General features: G+C 43.8%; 24 protein-coding genes. 5 read left to right on the top strand and 19 right to left on the bottom strand.

All coding sequences use genetic code 11. From position 1 onward, the window contains the following. Window positions 1–9: 9 nt before the first annotated feature. Complete coding sequence (locus K331_RS28755; RefSeq protein ID WP_036633913.1) at window positions 10–1,521, bottom strand: spore germination protein; 1,512 nt, start codon at window positions 1,519–1,521, stop codon at window positions 10–12. 193 nt (window positions 1,522–1,714) lie between these two features. On the opposite strand from K331_RS28755, the gene K331_RS0102270 reads away from it, so the two are divergent. Next, complete coding sequence (locus K331_RS0102270; protein ID WP_156897603.1) at window positions 1,715–1,867, top strand: hypothetical protein; 153 nt, start codon at window positions 1,715–1,717, stop codon at window positions 1,865–1,867. On the opposite strand, the gene K331_RS0102265 is transcribed toward K331_RS0102270, so the two are convergent. From K331_RS0102265 to K331_RS0102255, 3 genes are all read right to left on the bottom strand, one after another. Further along, window positions 1,864–3,588: a GMC family oxidoreductase N-terminal domain-containing protein gene (locus K331_RS0102265; RefSeq protein WP_028589013.1), complete on the bottom strand. Its 1,725-nt coding sequence runs from the start codon at window positions 3,586–3,588 to the stop codon at window positions 1,864–1,866. The genes K331_RS0102270 and K331_RS0102265 overlap by 4 nt on opposite strands. Next, the gene (locus K331_RS0102260) at window positions 3,575–4,246 is read right to left on the bottom strand and encodes a hypothetical protein (protein ID WP_028589012.1); all 672 of its coding nucleotides are present in this window, start codon (window positions 4,244–4,246) and stop codon (window positions 3,575–3,577) included. Before K331_RS0102260 ends, K331_RS0102265 begins: the two co-directional genes overlap by 14 nt. A 134-nt stretch (window positions 4,247–4,380) precedes the next feature. Beyond that, window positions 4,381–4,809, bottom strand: coding sequence for an SMI1/KNR4 family protein (locus tag K331_RS0102255; protein WP_226383519.1), 429 nt, complete (start codon window positions 4,807–4,809; stop codon window positions 4,381–4,383). 284 nt (window positions 4,810–5,093) lie between these two features. Here K331_RS0102255 and K331_RS0102250 point away from each other — a divergent pair, with 284 nt between their 5' ends. Next, on the top strand, window positions 5,094–6,068 hold the full coding sequence (locus K331_RS0102250) for a cation diffusion facilitator family transporter (protein WP_028589010.1): 975 nt from the start codon (window positions 5,094–5,096) through the stop codon (window positions 6,066–6,068). 170 nt (window positions 6,069–6,238) lie between these two features. Here the strand turns inward: K331_RS0102250 and K331_RS0102245 are convergent, their stop codons facing one another. From K331_RS0102245 to K331_RS0102175, 15 genes are all read right to left on the bottom strand, one after another. Continuing rightward, complete coding sequence (locus K331_RS0102245; RefSeq protein ID WP_028589009.1) at window positions 6,239–7,060, bottom strand: DUF2785 domain-containing protein; 822 nt, start codon at window positions 7,058–7,060, stop codon at window positions 6,239–6,241. 145 nt (window positions 7,061–7,205) lie between these two features. Next, window positions 7,206–8,000: a hypothetical protein gene (locus tag K331_RS28750; protein ID WP_051289547.1), complete on the bottom strand. Its 795-nt coding sequence runs from the start codon at window positions 7,998–8,000 to the stop codon at window positions 7,206–7,208. A gap of 84 nt (window positions 8,001–8,084) precedes the next feature. Further along, window positions 8,085–8,432 (bottom strand): hypothetical protein, encoded by a 348-nt coding sequence (locus tag K331_RS0102235; protein WP_226383518.1) that lies wholly within the window; start codon window positions 8,430–8,432, stop codon window positions 8,085–8,087. Beyond that, entirely contained in the window at window positions 8,425–8,793 is a 369-nt protein-coding gene (locus tag K331_RS28745) for a DUF2185 domain-containing protein (protein WP_036633909.1), read from the bottom strand. Before K331_RS28745 ends, K331_RS0102235 begins: the two co-directional genes overlap by 8 nt. Before the next feature lie 72 nt (window positions 8,794–8,865). After that, a complete protein-coding gene (locus K331_RS30850) occupies window positions 8,866–9,327 on the bottom strand; it encodes a hypothetical protein (protein WP_051289545.1) in 462 nt (153 codons plus the stop codon). Between the two features lie 21 nt (window positions 9,328–9,348). Further along, complete coding sequence (locus K331_RS33085; RefSeq protein WP_084165304.1) at window positions 9,349–9,531, bottom strand: DUF5071 domain-containing protein; 183 nt, start codon at window positions 9,529–9,531, stop codon at window positions 9,349–9,351. Between the two features lie 8 nt (window positions 9,532–9,539). Then, window positions 9,540–10,091, bottom strand: a complete 552-nt coding sequence (locus K331_RS0102220; RefSeq protein WP_028589007.1) for a hypothetical protein — start codon at window positions 10,089–10,091, stop codon at window positions 9,540–9,542. Then, the gene (locus tag K331_RS0102215) at window positions 10,088–10,540 is read right to left on the bottom strand and encodes an ATP-binding protein (protein ID WP_028589006.1); all 453 of its coding nucleotides are present in this window, start codon (window positions 10,538–10,540) and stop codon (window positions 10,088–10,090) included. Before K331_RS0102215 ends, K331_RS0102220 begins: the two co-directional genes overlap by 4 nt. A 2-nt stretch (window positions 10,541–10,542) precedes the next feature. Further along, on the bottom strand, window positions 10,543–11,280 hold the full coding sequence (locus tag K331_RS0102210; protein WP_028589005.1) for a tRNA(His) guanylyltransferase Thg1 family protein: 738 nt from the start codon (window positions 11,278–11,280) through the stop codon (window positions 10,543–10,545). A 98-nt stretch (window positions 11,281–11,378) separates the two neighbouring features. Next, a complete protein-coding gene (locus K331_RS0102205; protein WP_028589004.1) occupies window positions 11,379–11,837 on the bottom strand; it encodes a GNAT family N-acetyltransferase in 459 nt (152 codons plus the stop codon). 73 nt (window positions 11,838–11,910) lie between these two features. Continuing rightward, window positions 11,911–12,366 carry a hypothetical protein gene (locus K331_RS0102200; protein ID WP_028589003.1) on the bottom strand — a complete coding sequence of 152 codons (456 nt, stop codon included), beginning with the start codon at window positions 12,364–12,366 and terminating at the stop codon, window positions 11,911–11,913. Window positions 12,367–12,502: 136 nt separating this feature from the next. Beyond that, window positions 12,503–12,838 carry a hypothetical protein gene (locus K331_RS0102195; RefSeq protein ID WP_156897602.1) on the bottom strand — a complete coding sequence of 112 codons (336 nt, stop codon included), beginning with the start codon at window positions 12,836–12,838 and terminating at the stop codon, window positions 12,503–12,505. Window positions 12,839–13,293: 455 nt separating this feature from the next. Beyond that, window positions 13,294–13,857 carry a GNAT family N-acetyltransferase gene (locus K331_RS0102185; RefSeq protein WP_028589001.1) on the bottom strand — a complete coding sequence of 188 codons (564 nt, stop codon included), beginning with the start codon at window positions 13,855–13,857 and terminating at the stop codon, window positions 13,294–13,296. A 153-nt stretch (window positions 13,858–14,010) separates the two neighbouring features. Then, window positions 14,011–14,457, bottom strand: coding sequence for a hypothetical protein (locus K331_RS0102180; protein ID WP_028589000.1), 447 nt, complete (start codon window positions 14,455–14,457; stop codon window positions 14,011–14,013). A gap of 135 nt (window positions 14,458–14,592) precedes the next feature. Beyond that, a complete protein-coding gene (locus tag K331_RS0102175) occupies window positions 14,593–15,114 on the bottom strand; it encodes a GNAT family N-acetyltransferase (protein ID WP_028588999.1) in 522 nt (173 codons plus the stop codon). A 550-nt stretch (window positions 15,115–15,664) separates the two neighbouring features. Here K331_RS0102175 and K331_RS0102165 point away from each other — a divergent pair. From K331_RS0102165 to K331_RS0102155, 3 genes are all read left to right on the top strand, one after another. Beyond that, a complete protein-coding gene (locus tag K331_RS0102165; protein WP_028588997.1) occupies window positions 15,665–16,003 on the top strand; it encodes a hypothetical protein in 339 nt (112 codons plus the stop codon). A gap of 13 nt (window positions 16,004–16,016) precedes the next feature. Next, on the top strand, window positions 16,017–16,223 hold the full coding sequence (locus tag K331_RS0102160) for a hypothetical protein (protein ID WP_028588996.1): 207 nt from the start codon (window positions 16,017–16,019) through the stop codon (window positions 16,221–16,223). A gap of 97 nt (window positions 16,224–16,320) precedes the next feature. Continuing rightward, a complete protein-coding gene (locus K331_RS0102155; protein WP_051289543.1) occupies window positions 16,321–17,106 on the top strand; it encodes a GNAT family N-acetyltransferase in 786 nt (261 codons plus the stop codon). Window positions 17,107–17,132: the final 26 nt, after the last annotated feature.

The raw sequence follows: 17,132 nt of genomic DNA, 5'->3' as shown, positions 1-17,132 counted from the left end.
ATCTCCTCCTTAATCCATTCGATGCTTACTGTAGTGATGTCGTTTGCGTAGCACTCTCCATGGGGCACGGATAATAGAATCAGCCAATCCAGCCCATTGAAACGGCGCAATCGGTGTCATATAAGCTGTCCCGAAGGAACTCATGTTGACCAGATGAATGAGTACAGCTAGCAAGCCAACCCCCACGCCATATAAGCCAAGGGTTGCCCCCAGAATCATGAGCGGGAATCGGATCAAGCTAATGGCCTGACTCATGCCAGGATTAGGAATGAGAAATGAAGCAATCCCGGTCGTGGCAACCACAATGATCATAGGAGCAGATATGATGCCAGCCTGAACTGCAGCCTGTCCAATAACCAGTGCTCCGACAATACTGATCGTCTGACCGACCGGGCGTGGCAAGCGAATACCCGCTTCGCGAAGTGCCTCGAAGGTAATCTCCATAATGAGTGCCTCTGCCATGACTGGAAATGGTACGACCTCCCTGGCTGCTGCAAGGCTAAGCGCAAGAGAGGTCGGAATCATTTCCTGCTGAAAGCTGGTTATTCCTATATACATGGCAGGCAGTGCCATCGCTAAAAAAGCAAACATATAACGCAGCCAGCGAAGCATCGTTGCGAATATGAAGCTCATATAGTAATCCTCAGCTGTCTGGAAGCCGAACCAAAAGGTGATGGGAAGCACAAGCGACATCGGTGTACCGTCGATCAGCACAGCGACCTTTCCCTCGATCAAAGAGCCTGCTACTACATCCGGTCTTTGGGTAGATTGAATGGTCGGAAAAGGAGAATAGGGATGATCGTCAATGAACTCCTCCAGATATCCCGACTCCAGCACACTATCCATATCAACCTTGGAGATGCGCTTCTTTACTTCATCAACCACGCTCTGTTTTGCATAGCCTTCTATGTATACAATCGCGATATCGGAATGTGACAGACTACCTACACTCATTCTTTCCATCTTAAGCCTTGGGGTACGAAGTCGTTGGCGCAATATGGCAATATTGATGTCCAGCTTCTCAATGAAGCCGAAGCGAGGTCCGCGAATGATCGCTTCGGTCGTCGGCTCCTCCAGATTCCGGTGCAGTTTGTTGCCAATCTTGAAGGCATAGGCTTCTGAGAAGCTATCGACGAACAGGATGATTTCTCCCTTGACAATCCGTTGTATGATATTCCCCATATTCCGAATCATTTCTGGCTGTACCGTGGATGCCAGCTTGTGACCTAGCAGCTCATACAACTGGGCCGGACTCTCGACATTGGATCGGTCCTGTAGCATTAAAGGCTGCAAAAAACCGATATCCCACATTTCACTATCGACCAATACATCCAGATAGATGGCAACTCCAGGCATCGATCCAAGGACCTGCAATCGGCGTATGACTAGATCAGAGCAATTGGCAAATTGTTGCTTCAGCAGATCAATATTCTCATCCATCTGGGAGGAAATATCCACATGTATTGCAGATTCCAGCCCCTTCAACTTTTTTTCGAAAGGATCTTTTTTACCCCGTCTCATCCTTCTCACCCCCTGTACTCCAAGCTTAAGCTTAAAATGTCCTTTTTTTACTAATTTATGCAGAGACAAAATCAACTTAACTTCAAATAGCCCCACCAAAGGTGAGGCTGCCGCTTAACTTCTATTGTATACTTTTCCTTGGCTGAACATTATTCATGATGCTGGAGTCAGAGTATGGATCAAGGGCAAGCATGTGTATACTGAAAATACTGATATATTTCTGTTTCTGTTCAATCTCCTAGAGAGTGGTGAGCTGATGCGAACGGTTGGGAAAGCGATTGTCCTGGGGCTTTTGCTGGTGCTCGCAGGGATGGTCATGTATTTTGCAGTTGGTGCAGGCAATTAGGAAAAATATTTGTGTGCAATGGCCTCGGCTGTTCTGGTGGCTAATGCTTGTGTAGTTAATGTCGGGTTTGGGCCACCAATGCCATTAAAATGCACACTATTATCCGCAATAAATAGCCGTTTGACCTGATAAGCCTCACAGTGACTATCCGTCACAAATCCCATTCGCATCGTGCTCTCCAGATGTAGCATGAAGGAGAACGGGGTGTCGGATCGAATAATCGTTCTCGCTCCCGCCTTCCGCAGGGTCTCTGAAGCGTATTTGGCCAGCTGATCTCGTCGCTGTAATGTCTTGATGCTTGGCCTGTAATGAATGACCGGAATCGGGCCATGCTCGTCTTTCAGAATGGGGTCAATGCCTACTCTGTTATGGTACTGTGTCTCGTCATCGGTGAGCAGTAGCATCGTCATCGTCCGGTTGTAATTCATCATCAATTCCTTCAATTGCGGGCCGACAACTCTGCCCCGAATATCCCATGGCTCCCCCTGCACAGGTGGATTCAAAGCATCATAGCCCGCTTCACTAAAACCATAGGTCAAATAAGACATTAAGCCTGGACTCAGACAGGACACTTGGAAAATCCCCGTTCCCGGAATGTCCACTCTGGCGCCCGAGGTGTGTCCAGCATATGGATAGACATCATTCGTGCCGAGGATCCGCATCAGATCCTGTTCATCGAAGACGCCTCCTACCCAGTCAAAGCAGTGATTCGTAAGCCCTCTACCTACCCATTCATTATGCGGAAGCTCCGAATTGAGCCATAGACGCGGCGACTCGATGCAGCCAGCTGCCATGACGACCGTCCTGGCTGTCAGTTCCCCTATCTCACCCGTCCACGTGTCCCGAAATTGTACACCTGTGGCCCGAATCCCACCTTGTGCATCATGCCCGGTCAGAATCTTGAAGACATACGAATTGGGACGAATAGCTACATTTCCGGTCTTCAATGCAAGAGGAACGTAGCTGACCAAGGTGCCACGCTTGGCAATTCGATCGACGGAGGGGCCAACACTACAGCCATTCACACAATTCCCCTTCAAAGTGCAGCCTTCCATATGGGATAATTGCTCCAATGAATAGTTCGGGTCCATGAGATGCTCATTGACGGGCAATATAGCATTAGGATTGGGACGATAGCCAGGTGTAGTCACATTCAGGGTTGGATTCAGCGTCCAGCCTGCTTTTTTCGCTCCATAATAGAATAGCTCTTCCTTAGGAGTCGTTGGTGAAAATTGTACTGGCAGCGTTGCCTCCACACGCTCATAGTAGGGCATTAGCTCACGATAGCTGATGGGCCATATTCCATCAACCGCCGCCGGAAAAGCACGAGGGGATTGACTCCAGTAATGCTGAGTCGTCCCACCAACTCCAGCAATTTGCCAGATCGCTCCCTTTTGCGGCGTCACCCGATTCCAGGGAACACGACTTCGATCAGCTGGGCCAAAGCGAAATACGCCAGAGATCAGATCGTTCATATTGTTCTCATAGGCGTTGTAGATGTCCTTATAGATGCCTATATCCAGATCTTGATAACTGGAGCTCCATTCACCGCCACGGTCACTATTGGGATGCGGCCATTTCTTGTTACCAATCCAGGGGCCTGCTTCAAGCACGAGTACCTTTAACCCCAGTTCCCCAAGCTCCTTGGCAACAACGCCTCCTCCGCCTCCAGAGCCAATGACAATAACGTCCGTATCGAAAGCCGAATCAGTTGGATACAACTGTGGATGTCCCCCCTTCCCGAACGATCATTAGCTCATACCCCATGAACACGCGGTAGCCCGGCTGTACACCAGGGTATTTCACCTGCCTCCAGCTTATCGGAAAGTATTCCAGTCTTCGCTTGGTAGGCGTCAACAATCGAGTACTTCCATAGGCGTTCCACTCCGAATAGTTGCCGAACATCAGTTGTCTGTTCAGGATACTCACCATGAACCTGACCCAGCCACCATTGTAGGTGTACGGTAGCGGTAAGTCACCCAGGTCGATCTGCACCTCTTCCAGCATAGAAAGCACACGAATACGATCCATTGGTGTTAACGATGCAAACGGGCTAATATGCCAAATCTGTGGATTCGGTGGGCACTCTGTCTGCTGCGCTTGCGTAAACTGTACAGCTCCGGAATTGAGCAGATGAGCCGTTGGTCTTGATAGCGGTATAACCGACGGCCCGAGGCCAATCACCACCGAGAAGGCATGATCCAGCTCCCAGATCATATATTCGTGAATGCATAATTCAGCTGCCCCAGGCACCTGTTCAGCCCCATAGACGGCGAGCGCTGGCGTCTTCGGAATAAGTGCTTCGGCCAGTGCCCAAAAGGTTGTGACAGTACAGACATCGACGCTGGCAGCATAAGCTTGAGCCGGATGCATATTCATCCTTTTCCCCTCCCTAACGGTCCAAGCATAGACGAGCCGATTATGAAATAGCGTGATAGTAATTACTATTCTAGGGAAGAAGGATTATGCTTCGTACTATATCCCCATCTCTACTCCTAACTCTACTTCTGGTGCTATTCTTCTACCAGCTCTGTCCAAAACGGAATACGCTTGATTCTATCAAATTCAATGGCATTGTATGGCTTATCTCCGAACTCTACCATCAAGTATTCCTCAAGATTCTCTCCATAGTAGATGATGTCTGTCTGATACACAGAAAATACCGGGTTCCCTGCCTCCATGGGAGTGGAAGGAATGTAGCGGTGAGAGTAGATCGGTATAAGAGTCGGTACGCTGCTGCATTCTTGGATGCAGATTTCCTTTGCAGCAGCTACATTGTCGGGCTTGCTTCCCCATGACGGATTATGCTCGACATCAAACAGCATGCCGTCTAACGGCCATCTCAAGCGGGTACGAAGGCTATGAACATTTGACTCCGAAAAGTCCCGCCAGTTGGGGAATTTATCGCCACTAGGCAATGCATGCTGCAGTAGCTCTCGCATATCCTGGGGAAATTCTATTTGATACAGCTCCTCAATTTGGTGGATCTCTGCCTGTGTCAGACCATCTGTAAGTTGAACTCCCTGCTCTCGTAGTCTGTTGCATATCTTCTATCCTCCATATTTTTCATAGATGCGTTGACACTGCGAGTAGAGCGTCATATAATGTGGATATCAAAAAAACATATGAATAGTTGCTCATGTGTTATTTTATCATTTAAATTCAACTCATCATTTTCCACACAATGACTCATGCTACACCTACATACTAAAGGAGATGAATCTCTATGTCTGGACAACACCACGAGCACGGGCACGACCATGCACACAGTCATAATCACAGCAGTAACAAGAAAATACTTCTCTTCTCATTCATCATCATCACGGGTTACATGTTCATTGAGGCTGTTGGAGGATTTATAACGAACAGTCTGGCGCTGATCTCGGATGCTGGCCACATGCTATCCGATTCCATTGCACTTGGAATTGCCCTATTGGCCTTCACCTTCGGGGGTAAAGCTGCAGATGCCACGAAGACCTTCGGCTACAGACGTTTTGAGATTCTTGCTGCTATACTAAACGGTGTCACACTGATTGGCATCGCATTGTACATTTTCTATGAAGCAATTCAAAGATTCGCCAACCCGCCAGAGGTCGCAACCGTTGGCATGCTGATCATTAGTGTTATTGGGCTGCTCATTAACATTCTGGTGGCCTGGATGATGATGAGTAAGAGTGATACCGAGAAAAACTTGAATATGCGTGGCGCCTACCTGCATGTCATCAGCGATATGCTGGGGTCCATTGGTGCGATTGCGGCAGCGTTATTGATGATGTTCTTCGGTTGGGGCTGGGCTGATCCACTTGCAAGCGTGATTGTTGCGGTGCTTGTGTTACGCAGTGGCTTCTTTGTCACCAAATCATCCCTGCATGTACTGATGGAAGGTACACCGAAGAGTGTAAATATGGAGGAAATTGTGCAGACGATCCTGCAGGTGGATGGCGTTCAAGGCGTGCATGATGTACACATCTGGTCCATTACCAGTAACTACAATGCTTTGACGGCCCATATCGTCGTTGATGGAAGCATGGATGTGTATGGAACGGAAGCTCTGATCCACAAGATTGAGCATATGCTGGAGCACAAGGACATTAAGCACGTCACGCTCCAGGTGGAATCCGAGAAACACATGCACGATAGCTCTGTTCTATGCACGCTCAAAGCGGATGCCCCGGATGCGCATGCTCATCATAATCATTAAAAGACATACAAGGAAGCCAGTGACAAACGAGATGCTCGCATAATGAAGCGGCCACTCGTTACTGTATACTGGCTTTTCTTTTAAGAGAAACATTCTTCTGCATGGTACTGTTTGCCTTTACTGTATTTGAAGTAGAGACAGGCAAGTAAGAGTACTTTCCCCGTACTTAATTAGGAATAGTATACTTGTTCTACTTTATATAAAGTATGCTCGATAATTGGGCAGAGATCAGCATCCACTTTGTAAAATTTAATTCGAAAATATAGACTTTTCAAAAAGTTCTTTATATTATTTTTTTGCTTAAAGGCAAGCAGAAACTCTGAGGGCTTTTCCACATCACCAAAGCTTTGAATCCACTCTTCCACAACAGTCTGACTAAGCATTTTTCTATTTAAAACACTGATGATAGCTCTTACCATTCTTTCATCTTCCCCGTCGGAATACACTCGATCTGTTATGGTCATCTTTTCGTAAACCAAATCGAGGATGGCTAGGAGGTCATTCTCATTCAATTCAGAGCATTGAGCCAAATCGTCTAAAGCGTCTGCTGCATGGGCTATCGCATGAGCCCAGCCTTTTTCTTCGTCATACCCACGGTAATCTCGCTCTTGCTGTATATTGTAAAATACCTTCTCCTTTATCAGATGAATACGCTCACCTGAAAGAAATGGTAATTTTTTATGCCTCATCAAGAGGAGTGGTATAACTAGCATAGAGAATGATCGGGTAAAGACTGAATCTGTATTTATTTCACCTAGCCTATACAGCAAATGGTCATCATCCAAAACAATGGATAAGAGTTGTTCGAGTTCGTAGGTTGTTAGCATATTACCCGGAATCCAGTTGGATAAGGTTGTATAAATAAGCTCATCACGTAGCTGGGCATCCAAAGAACCTATATTCTCCATCATTTCTTGTATCAATTGGAATATGTCTTGAGGTGGTTGGTAGCCATTTTCTTTGATTATTATTAGCTTTTCTTTCATATTCATTTTTCACACTCCAACTATAATCCATTTACTTGAAAGCACACTACACAAGCAACTATTTAATATTAAGCTATCTCAAAAACTCTGGATATGTAATAAGCTCAGAATCGTATTCCAGTAATATTCAAATGCTTCATCTCGGATCTCTTTATGCCCAAATGATCGGATTACCTGTCTGTAAGGAAGCCTCAAACAGGCTTCTTAGTACTCGCGTGGATCGAGAATCAGATGCCTTTAGGTTTCTTTTTACGATCTGAAAAGCTTTTGGATAATACAACTCATCGATTCCCCATATCTTTCGGCTTAGCGGATAAGAAGATTCAAACACCCGTCCCTTCTCCACATCTTGAAATCTTGCATACTTACGCTTCCGTCCTTCTTTTTCAACACTCAGTACTTCCTGGGTGAACGCTACTGAATGAAAAAGCTCACGATGATCTCTGTCTAGAATACAGAATCCTCGGTCGTTTAACTGATACGTGTGCTTGCCTCCAGATGATAAGAACCACTTACCCTCTCCAGAAAAAGACCTCTCATATTCATCATTAGATTCCGTATCAACGAGAAAAATACCTTGCAGCTTGCTTATTACTGATTCAAAAATATCCAGTTCCTTCAAAGCTTTTCCGGACTGATCAGCAGAAAATAGCTTCTCCCCAATTGAAATCAACATTGGGAATTTGTCCTGCCCCAACCGGTCAATGATTCCATAAAAGAAATTTCCTCCTGCGATATTAAAAACCCGATCTTGATAATAATAGAAGTCTTCATGCTCGCAAGCATTCTCGCGCCACTGCTGATACAGTTCATAGGTTTCGTCATTAACAGAGTCCAGTATGTCGATCCCTTCGTCTGTAATTTCCAGCAAGCTCAGATCAAAAGGAGGAGGCTTAACATTTCCTTCCTTCACACAATTACATACTACATAAGCATCCACACCCATACCCCGGCTCCTTTACAAGTCCAATGAGTAATTATTAAATCTTCCATTAATCGTTATAACCTAAAAAGAATAACCTCAGATGAACTAAGCATAGTATCCACCCTTGATAGAATATTCGTGATTCTCAAGATAGTGTTTATATATCTTTCCAAATACTCTGTTGGCCTTAGATTGAGATTGGTTGTGATTTTTTAGTTTTACTACTTCATCAATTGGCGCTTGCATCGAAATTTCTCCACTGATCAACTTGGGTAGATCAATCTCAAAAACCCCATCTAATTCCTGTAAGCAGTCGCCAAATTTATACACAGCAACAGTTCCTCTTATCTCAACTAATTCATAGTCCAAAATAAATGGCCATTTGCATCTCCTCGGAGAAGGTTCTCCTTTAATAAATTCTTTCAACTTCTTTTTTGCACTATTACTACTCACTTGGCTCTTCCCATTCCGTGTCCAGCACTAGGACGCCACTTACGTCACGTATATATGCTGTGCCAGGAGGTGCGTCGAGAAAAGGGATAATGTCCGGGTCATAGTTGCATATCGTATTCACCAAATAAATCCCGTGATAAACCGCATTGGCCATATATTCCTCGTCCTCGTCTCCCGCCATGAACCTCCATCCACTATCCGGGTACTTACTATCCGACGTATCTTCTCGGTACATAAAGCCTACCTTGCATCCGTCCACAGTGATTCTATCACTGACGATACAGCCTTCATTGGAATCAATTCGCTTAACGATCTGATCCGCAGATAGATAGAAGCTCTTATCACTCTTATTGTCAGCCATATGATCACTTCCCATGTACACTTAAAAAGGATTATCTTACCTAATGTAATTATGAAGAAAATTCTGTATACTCTAACCCTTTCTTTCGAGCACAGCCATCAGGTGCTGTAGTTCCTCTTCATATTGCCGCCTATCGAATTCCAACGGAGCAAGCTTCGAATAGTCCCAGTGTCCGCCCGCTGATTCCTCATTTCTATATGGCTGTTCATAGTCGCTCCACACAATAGTATCTTCATGCACAGTGATCTTGACCAAGAAGGGCCAGCAGCTCGGTATTCCGCAATTGCAGCCCAGAAGCTGAATCTTCTCTTCCATGTTGAATCGATCGTCCTCCGTAAGTCTGCCTAGGAAATGTCCTTCAATGTCTATCAAATCCTCGATGTCTAATCCTTCGTACCCGCCAGCAATGTCCGGTTCAAATTGCATTTCGTAGCTTTTTACCCATTCAATGAAAGGTTGTTGATTCACGTAGATATTTAAGACGCTGTAATCCGACTCCTGTGAGGGCTCTACTTTAAATTGTATTATGTCCATCTGCTCAGCTCCATTAGGATATTAGGCCGCATACTGGCCAATCCTACTCTTTCCGCAAGTTCTATAGCAAGTATTCATATCCTGCAACCATTCTAGCAAATGGGGGATTAGCTGTATTCGCTCGTTTTTGTCTATACTTTTCAACTGGCGTACTTTGTCAAAGTCATGCTTGTCGCTTGGTAATAGATTCAATAATTCGCTCATGATATGATCTATTTAACCCACAGACTTTCATTACTTTGCCCGAGATAATCATACACATATAGCAACTCTGCCCCATCATTCTTTAAATATAACTTCGTTGTGAACTCGACTTTGTCAATCTCTTCATCATATGAGATCTCTTGCGAATATCCGTGGATGACGATCCATTGCTCCTCAGCATTGATCTCAGTGACTGAAAAATCAGCAACAGTTAACATTTGTCCATTCTTCACGCCGATCTCTTCCTTGCCATCCATTAGCCGCAAAAAAACATCCTCTTGCTCCTTACTGGTCCAATCGCCATAGAAGTGATGAATGAATTCCTTCTCCTCTTCCGTTGCAGCCATATTTGTAGCCTGGCCTACCTCAGCTTCCTCTTGTTCTGTATCCGCCGTACCTTCATCGACCTGTTCTTGTTCACTCTCTAATGCTGGACTGGACGAAGAAGCCTCATTTGCCTTCACTTGTTCTGTATTGTTAGCATTGTCAGGATTAGCATCTTTAGTACAGCCAGCTAGAAGTAGGCACAGCAACGATATTCCTATTAACAACAATCTCACTCTAGGTCCTCCTGAATCATGTCTGTGACTTCAAATACATTATCCAATGATCTTACCATGTATAGTTCGTCAAACCCTTCAGCATAAGTAGGAATCTGCAGGTTTTTCAAAGTGCTCTTGATCCCGATCTCGGGGATTTTCGCCTTCCCTTGTCTCTGTTCATTTCGGTGTATAGATAGCTCATAATCAGGATGAAAGTAGTAACCAATCATTTTAAAATTATGCTCCTTGGCAGCAGCGATATATTTCTGTCTATCAGCCACTGTAGGATTGGTATTATCCACTACAAATGCCTGCTTCCCCTTCAAGGCTGCTTCGACAAATATGTGCTCACGATACCTCGTCTTAAGCATATCCAGATTGATCCTCATATGTGTGGTGAAGAATCGTTCTTTATAGAACGTGGACTTTCCCGAAGCTTGGATCCCGACGAAAATAACGCATTCCATCATTATTCATCCTTCGTGATATAGACGTGTTGATCAATATAGTCTCGCTGCTGGCTAAAAATCGGTGTATCCAGGTCAACCTCCCACTTGCGGCGGATGGCTTCACCTTTATTATAGTCTTGCTTGGTTATGCATACTCCGCGCTTCTGCCAGATCGGCAAGTCATTCCAGTTAATACCCTTTTCGACGAATAATTTGTCCTGCAGTTGCTTCCCATTCAGACCCTGAAGCTCCTCATGCGCGAAATGAGCCTGCGCAACCATGGAAATGCTATTCTTGGTAGCATCCTGCTGTCTCCACAGAAAGTAATTGGCGACCTCATCCTGAGGCAGTACCCATGCTCTGCTATCGAAGGTAGCCAGTGGCTTATCTGGATGGGTCTTCGTGATCACCTCATTGAACTTGGCTGTCGCCATTGAGGCTGATATGGATACGATCTTTTGCAGATTATTCTCGAACCAGGATTGCGTGGTTAACTTATCATAGTTCGTTAGCAGGATCGAGATTTCATCACTTTGGTGGTAGATCAATTTACAGCCCATCATGTTCTGCCCTAAATACTTGCACGTCTCCCAAAATGCCTGCATAAGCCCTTCATCAAACGGCTTGTTCATCCCACGAGTGTAAGTGTGGAAGTGCGAGCCGTCGATGCGAATTATTACCGGAAGCCTTTGCGGAAGAGTCTGTCTAAAAATATTCTCATAGCCCTTCATTCGATTGCCAAAATCATCTTTATGCATGTGGATCTCCTTTTTTGCTTGAATAACTAGATTCTAATTCTGGACCATTCAAATATGAGTGTAAAGCTGCTGCGAGCTGCTTATGATTGACTCGTTACTCACAGATCCATGCTCAATCTGATCATATCTCGACAGTGAATTCCATTCTCGTAGATTTCTTCGTCATAATGTCTTACGAAAAAATCACGGTCTACTCCCGTAATTCGGAATCCACACTTCTGATACAGAGCTAGCTGCTGTATGCTTGAATTCCCGGTTCCAATTTCTATTGTTGTCGCGTTATGCTCCTTCGCCTTGGCTATCGCCTGCTCCACAAGCTGCCTGCCTATTCCTTTTCCTTGATAATCTTCCCGCACGGCAATATTTACAATTTCAACGGTCCCCGGTCTGGTTCTTAGCAGTACAAATACTCCAATGATCTCCTCCAACCATGTGGCGACATAACAAGTACCTCTACCGACATATTCTCTTACGATCTTCTCCGATGGATCTGCCAGAAGTAATAAATCTAATGGTAGCTCCTCGTTGTCCTCTACTACATGAATTTTAACATTCATATTGATCTCCCCTTGGTTAATCGCAGTGTCTGATGGCAATCATGCATAGTCATTGCTCCATCGCTTCTTAGCTTCATTGCTTTTGTGCCCAGCCCTCGTTACTTCTATGTTTGTCCAGGCCCACTGTAGCAAATTCATCTTGAGACTCCTCCTTTACAACTCCCAAGCCTAACAGCACTTTATTAATAGCGTTTTGCTCCTGTACATACTGTAGAGTCATCGCTGAATTTCGATACAGCAAGCCATTCTGATACCCGGTTCCGCCAAAATATTCAGCCTCAATATAACCAATATCCATCTCACGGGAGAGCTCATTCAGCAACGCTAACATTGTGTCTGTTAAGCAGTCGAAGCCTTGAATGTCGTTAGCTGCGCATTCATGAATCTCATCATATAGCTCATCGGTCAGGGGGATGAATAGCATCCCTTCCTTTAACGTGGCTAAGCATATGTTTTTATAGGGTAACATCGCTTGAATACTTGGGAAGCTAGACTCCCTTATTATGAAACCTTGTATTGTATAAGCCATGAATGAAGCTCCTTTTTGTATGTTATCCCCACCGGGGCAAGTGCATCTACAGCACTCTAACCTGAATTGGGTGATAATCTTATGTATGAATAATACCTGCACGCAATACTATGATGAGTCGTCAGTAGTTCAAACATTAAAATGCCCATCTATGATCTTCAGGTAAGCATTCATCACAAAGCAGTTCTCCATTTACTACCGCTCCATTACTTAATTCACTTATTGGGTTTGCTTCTTCTCGATTGGTAACCCAACTCTTACAATTGTTACATCTCCCACAATTCATTTTCGTCGTATCTAGCACTGTTGTAGAAATGCTTTCCCACTTCATTTTTCTATTTGCAGACCACGTGATATCCTTACCGATTGCTCTAGAAATGGCCAAGTTGATCTCATCATACTTCTGTTGATATTCTTCTTCAGTTAATTCAATGAAGTATGCCGATTTAATAAGCAAGGTCTTCTTGTTCACTTTCTCACCTTCAAGCATAAATGATGGTCTCTAGCATCTAACTGTTTAGAGTATTAGCACATATTATAATTCTTGCTCCATCCCGAGCGTATCACGAATAGCCCTCTGATATGGCTCCCATTCAAAATAGAAGGGCCCTACATGGATCTGCTTCGTATCTGGCTCTAACCTAAAATCCTTCCAGATGACAAGGTCCCCTTCTCTATCAATTTTCACTGAGATGTAACCACACTCTTCGTCCCCACACCAAGGACGGGACCATATCATGCTTTTTAAGTCTTTCATAAAGGGATTTTCAATCAATAATTATATCTGAAAATCTTGTATTCTTATTTCCTTCCTTTTCAGGATCAAGTTCCTCATAGCGACTGGACGGTTGGGTATGTAGATTATTTATGGTCATCATTGGATTCTCCTCGGTGAAATCTCTCTGCTCTTCATTTCCCCTACTTGCGTTACTCCGCTCTACTTAGATTCCTTCTCATATAGATAGCTACTTCATCGTCATGGCTACGATTATTCGAGTACAACGAGATGTCTATTCCTTCAATCTGATAACCACAGTGTCTGTAAAAGTGAATGGCTGGAACGTTCGTATTCTGTGTCTCGACCGTTGTTGCCCTGAACCCTTTTTCCTGAGCCATATCATTTACTTGATCGATCAGCCGCTTACCGTATCCCTGTCGTTGGTACGTCTTATGCACCTGAACATGCCAGATCATCAGTGTGTTATTCCAGTGCTGCGGCTCTGCAATGACCAGGGCGATGAGTCCTCCATCCCTATATGCACCAAGCGAATATCCCAGCTGTAGCATTTCCTGATAGCGTGCCAGATCCTCCTCGTCGTTCATTTCTACTTTCTCATACACAGCTTCCAGGTCGATCAAGCTTAGTTGCATGGTGAAGCAGCCTTGGGCTTCCTGTGTCGTAAGCTCATATTTCTGAATGGACCTATAGCCGAAATTACCGAGTTCAAGCCAATCCGTAGGTGTCAATTCCTTGACCGCTCTAATCTCCATTCCCATCACTCCCATGCTGATGTTTGCGGGTCTCTTACTTTTCAACACAGTTAATTCATCATTAATGCTCCATCGTCATTTTCACTGTAGGGATGTACCCTTTCTCCAGAACGATTCCAATCAAGATAATTAGAATGGAGATTCTTAACCAATTTAAAATCTTTGATCGAACTTCCATTCTCCATCCATTTTAATAATAGAATATGAAGTTTGATCAGTCTCTCCATTTTCCCACGCCCTAGTGACATGGATATTTACATGGTTGGCACTGACCTTCTCAACTTCATCAAGTTTACATTCATTAAGCTGTAAGCTGTGTTTATTTATATCAGCAATAATAGCTTTCATTTCTTCAATTGTTTTGGTTTCGGTTGTATCTCCTGAGCACAACCAATACACTTGTTTGACAAAATCATCTGAAGAATATGCGCTCCACTCATTAATATGATTAAAGCTTTGGAAATACTTATGTATGGTAGTATCGAGTTCAGCAATTCCCGTATCTGGTTCTTGAACGACAACGACGGCTGCTTCACGAGTAGTGCACGAGCATAAAAGAATAACCATGATCACACTGAGAAATAATAACTTCAATTTCATCAACTTTCGTCTCCTTATCTATTCACTAACACGATTAAAAGTATCATCTATGTAATAAAATAACCGAATCAAATTACGCTCCCTCATAGCCTGATCAACAGCCTCCTTGTAGGCCTCCTAATTGACCGTTCTGTTTCAATTGTCGATCCAATATCTCTTAATTACGTTCCCATCCTCTTCAATAAAATCCGTATCTGCAATTCCCCCATTACTAATAATAGTTCGTGCTGAAGCCACATTAGCCTCATCACACACAACAAGAACTTTTTCTATCCCTAAGGCTTTTGCTTCTTTCAAGGATAAATACAATAATTGAGCCGCATAGCCTTTTCTTCTCTCTGATGGACGTATTCCATATCCAATATGCCCGCCACTACTGATCAAAAATTCCGTCAACTCATGTCTTATGTTTACTGCACCTAAAATTCTATGGCTTGGCGCAACTAACCAATACGTCGAATTTGAAACCCAGCCTTCCTTAAGGTGGACCCCTCTTTCATTATCATTCAGCCATGTTATCATTTCTTCAAATGTAGATGGATCTCTACTAACAACCCAGGGAACTATCATTTCGCCACTTTGTATCCATTCCTGATAAAAGTCCAAATATTCATCCTTCAAATGCATTGAAGGTTTTGATAGATATATTCTCTCCATATATTAATCCTCCTACTATATTTGTTAGACGAAGTAATGGCAATGCAACTCTCTTACGCTAACGATTGCTCCACCTCACAGCCCTGCCTTTTTTCATCTTAAAGCCTTTATTCCAAAGTGCCTCAGAACAATGCACTAGAGAATGCAGCACATTCATAATGCTTTTGAAGCTCTACTTTGTTTGTGGTTTGAATAACCATCGACTCAGGGATCTGATTGGAAGCAATCCGATCTTTCTTAGGCAGAATAAAATAATAGGAGACAATTGCAATAACAATTAAACTAACTAGCATCGACTGGATTATCATTTCCATAGCTTCCCTTCCACATGGCCCAATTCAGAAAGAGATATTATCACAGCCAAACTAATAAATATATGACTGCATCAGTTATAGTACTCCGGGGGCAAGCTCTGCCTTCCTCGGCACTTATAACATTACAATGGAAATATGAAAGATAGATATAATCCAGTTTTTATATGATACACTAATACAACGAAATTCATCATCCACTTTTTTCTACAATATCGCATTTTTCCAAGGAGAACTCTATGATTAAATCCATCGTCGCAACTGACACACTAGAGGAACTTACGAAGCAGATTCAAGCGGCTTCTGACGTGAACGAGCTTCGGACGCAGCTAATCGCAGAATACCACCGTCTCTTCCACTATACGAACATTATCGAATGGAATGAACTCGTACGAGTGTGTGAAGCCTTGGCCATCACAGGTTGGGGTCAAGACCTGACACCTGCAGAAGCCATCGCGGAAAATGGATCAACGGTGCTTATTATACGGAGCTGCGAACACGTACCTTCCAGCAGCTTGAGGGGTCTACTCGCGGCTGGAGCAAACACAAAGATAGCTTGGAAAGCTATCCACCCGTAAAGGGGAGCTCAAATTGGAGATCACACGTCTATTTACAAGAGCAGAGGGTGAGCTGCCTATGGAGGAGCAACAGAAGCTGTTCCAGGTAGATCTGCTTCACATCATTGATGTGCTGGAGGAGAAGCTTCGCAAGAAAAAGCTCAACTACCGTGTGGATTTACTAAAAGAGGATGCGGAGCAGATTCTGGATCAATGGATACACCTTAGTGACATCAAGTAATTGTTGTACAGTTGTACATTTATAACTTTGCCCAGTGCAATGAAGCTCCATAAAAATGAATAATTAACGCCGCATCATGAAAGGAAGCTTGTTGGATATGTTAGAGAACGCGTTTATGATCGGTAGGAATATAATTGAAGAAAATAAGGATCAGGTTCTCCCTACTTTTGCTTACTCTGTATTAGATAATTATATTGCTGGAGATATCGTTAACGACGAGGGTTCCTTATTGATCGGGACTAACTCAGGTATATATGTAGCTGTGGGGGACGAACAAAACGATCACTTTTCCGACCTACTGGTACAAATATTTATGCAGAGAACGAATTCTAACCAGAGATTCACTCTATTCTCTCCGACTCAGGCATGGGATGACAGGATTAATGAATTATTTGCGGGAGAACTAAGGTCACTACACAGGTACTCTTTTCGTTTTAATGAGAACGATTTTGTAAGGAGAGGCATTTCAAGCTTAGCGAGCGACTTTCAATGTAAACCGATCCATGAGGATACCCTCCGGCACAGTAGTGACTTTAATGAGTCTTATGTAATCAAATATTGGGGCTCAGTAGAACGTTTTTTGGAAAAGGGCTTCGGTTACTGTATAACTAAGAGTGACATTACTCAAAGCTTCGTACATGCCAGTGAATGTATCTCCATTTTCTCATCATCAGCGTTTGCAGAAGTGGATATTGCGACAAATGATCAGTTTAGAGGTAAAGGACTGGCTCAGTTCAACGCTGAAGCTTTTATAGTGGAGTGTCTACAACGAGAGTTAACACCGAAATGGGACTGTGATATTCATAATACGGCCTCTATTCGACTGGCTGAAAAAGTAGGCTTTGCTAATCCGGAAAGATACTCTGTGTTCGTAAGAAAGTAAGTCAGCACCTAAGCTAAAAACCCGTC

Origin of the sequence: Paenibacillus massiliensis subsp. panacisoli DSM 21345, from assembly GCF_000426545.1 — a bacterium.
Lineage (GTDB): Bacteria > Bacillota > Bacilli > Paenibacillales > Paenibacillaceae > Paenibacillus > Paenibacillus panacisoli.
Note: the sequence above shows the minus strand (reverse complement) of the source record. Positions and strands in the feature narration are given on the sequence as shown.

Coding starts and splice junctions, on each gene's coding strand:
- K331_RS28755 (WP_036633913.1), bottom strand. CDS start 1,521: ATGAGACGGGGTAAAAAAGATCCTTTCGAAAAAAAGTTGAAGGGGCTG.
- K331_RS0102260 (WP_028589012.1), bottom strand. CDS start 4,246: ATGAATATGCATCCGGCTCAAGCTTATGCTGCCAGCGTCGATGTCTGT.
- K331_RS0102255 (WP_226383519.1), bottom strand. CDS start 4,809: ATGCGAGAGCTACTGCAGCATGCATTGCCTAGTGGCGATAAATTCCCC.
- K331_RS0102250 (WP_028589010.1), top strand. CDS start 5,094: ATGTCTGGACAACACCACGAGCACGGGCACGACCATGCACACAGTCAT.
- K331_RS0102245 (WP_028589009.1), bottom strand. CDS start 7,060: ATGAATATGAAAGAAAAGCTAATAATAATCAAAGAAAATGGCTACCAA.
- K331_RS28750 (WP_051289547.1), bottom strand. CDS start 8,000: ATGGGTGTGGATGCTTATGTAGTATGTAATTGTGTGAAGGAAGGAAAT.
- K331_RS28745 (WP_036633909.1), bottom strand. CDS start 8,793: ATGGCTGACAATAAGAGTGATAAGAGCTTCTATCTATCTGCGGATCAG.
- K331_RS30850 (WP_051289545.1), bottom strand. CDS start 9,327: ATGGACATAATACAATTTAAAGTAGAGCCCTCACAGGAGTCGGATTAC.
- K331_RS33085 (WP_084165304.1), bottom strand. CDS start 9,531: ATGAGCGAATTATTGAATCTATTACCAAGCGACAAGCATGACTTTGAC.
- K331_RS0102215 (WP_028589006.1), bottom strand. CDS start 10,540: ATGGAATGCGTTATTTTCGTCGGGATCCAAGCTTCGGGAAAGTCCACG.
- K331_RS0102210 (WP_028589005.1), bottom strand. CDS start 11,280: ATGCATAAAGATGATTTTGGCAATCGAATGAAGGGCTATGAGAATATT.
- K331_RS0102205 (WP_028589004.1), bottom strand. CDS start 11,837: ATGAATGTTAAAATTCATGTAGTAGAGGACAACGAGGAGCTACCATTA.
- K331_RS0102200 (WP_028589003.1), bottom strand. CDS start 12,366: ATGGCTTATACAATACAAGGTTTCATAATAAGGGAGTCTAGCTTCCCA.
- K331_RS0102185 (WP_028589001.1), bottom strand. CDS start 13,857: ATGGAGATTAGAGCGGTCAAGGAATTGACACCTACGGATTGGCTTGAA.
- K331_RS0102180 (WP_028589000.1), bottom strand. CDS start 14,457: ATGAAATTGAAGTTATTATTTCTCAGTGTGATCATGGTTATTCTTTTA.
- K331_RS0102175 (WP_028588999.1), bottom strand. CDS start 15,114: ATGGAGAGAATATATCTATCAAAACCTTCAATGCATTTGAAGGATGAA.
- K331_RS0102165 (WP_028588997.1), top strand. CDS start 15,665: ATGATTAAATCCATCGTCGCAACTGACACACTAGAGGAACTTACGAAG.
- K331_RS0102155 (WP_051289543.1), top strand. CDS start 16,321: ATGTTAGAGAACGCGTTTATGATCGGTAGGAATATAATTGAAGAAAAT.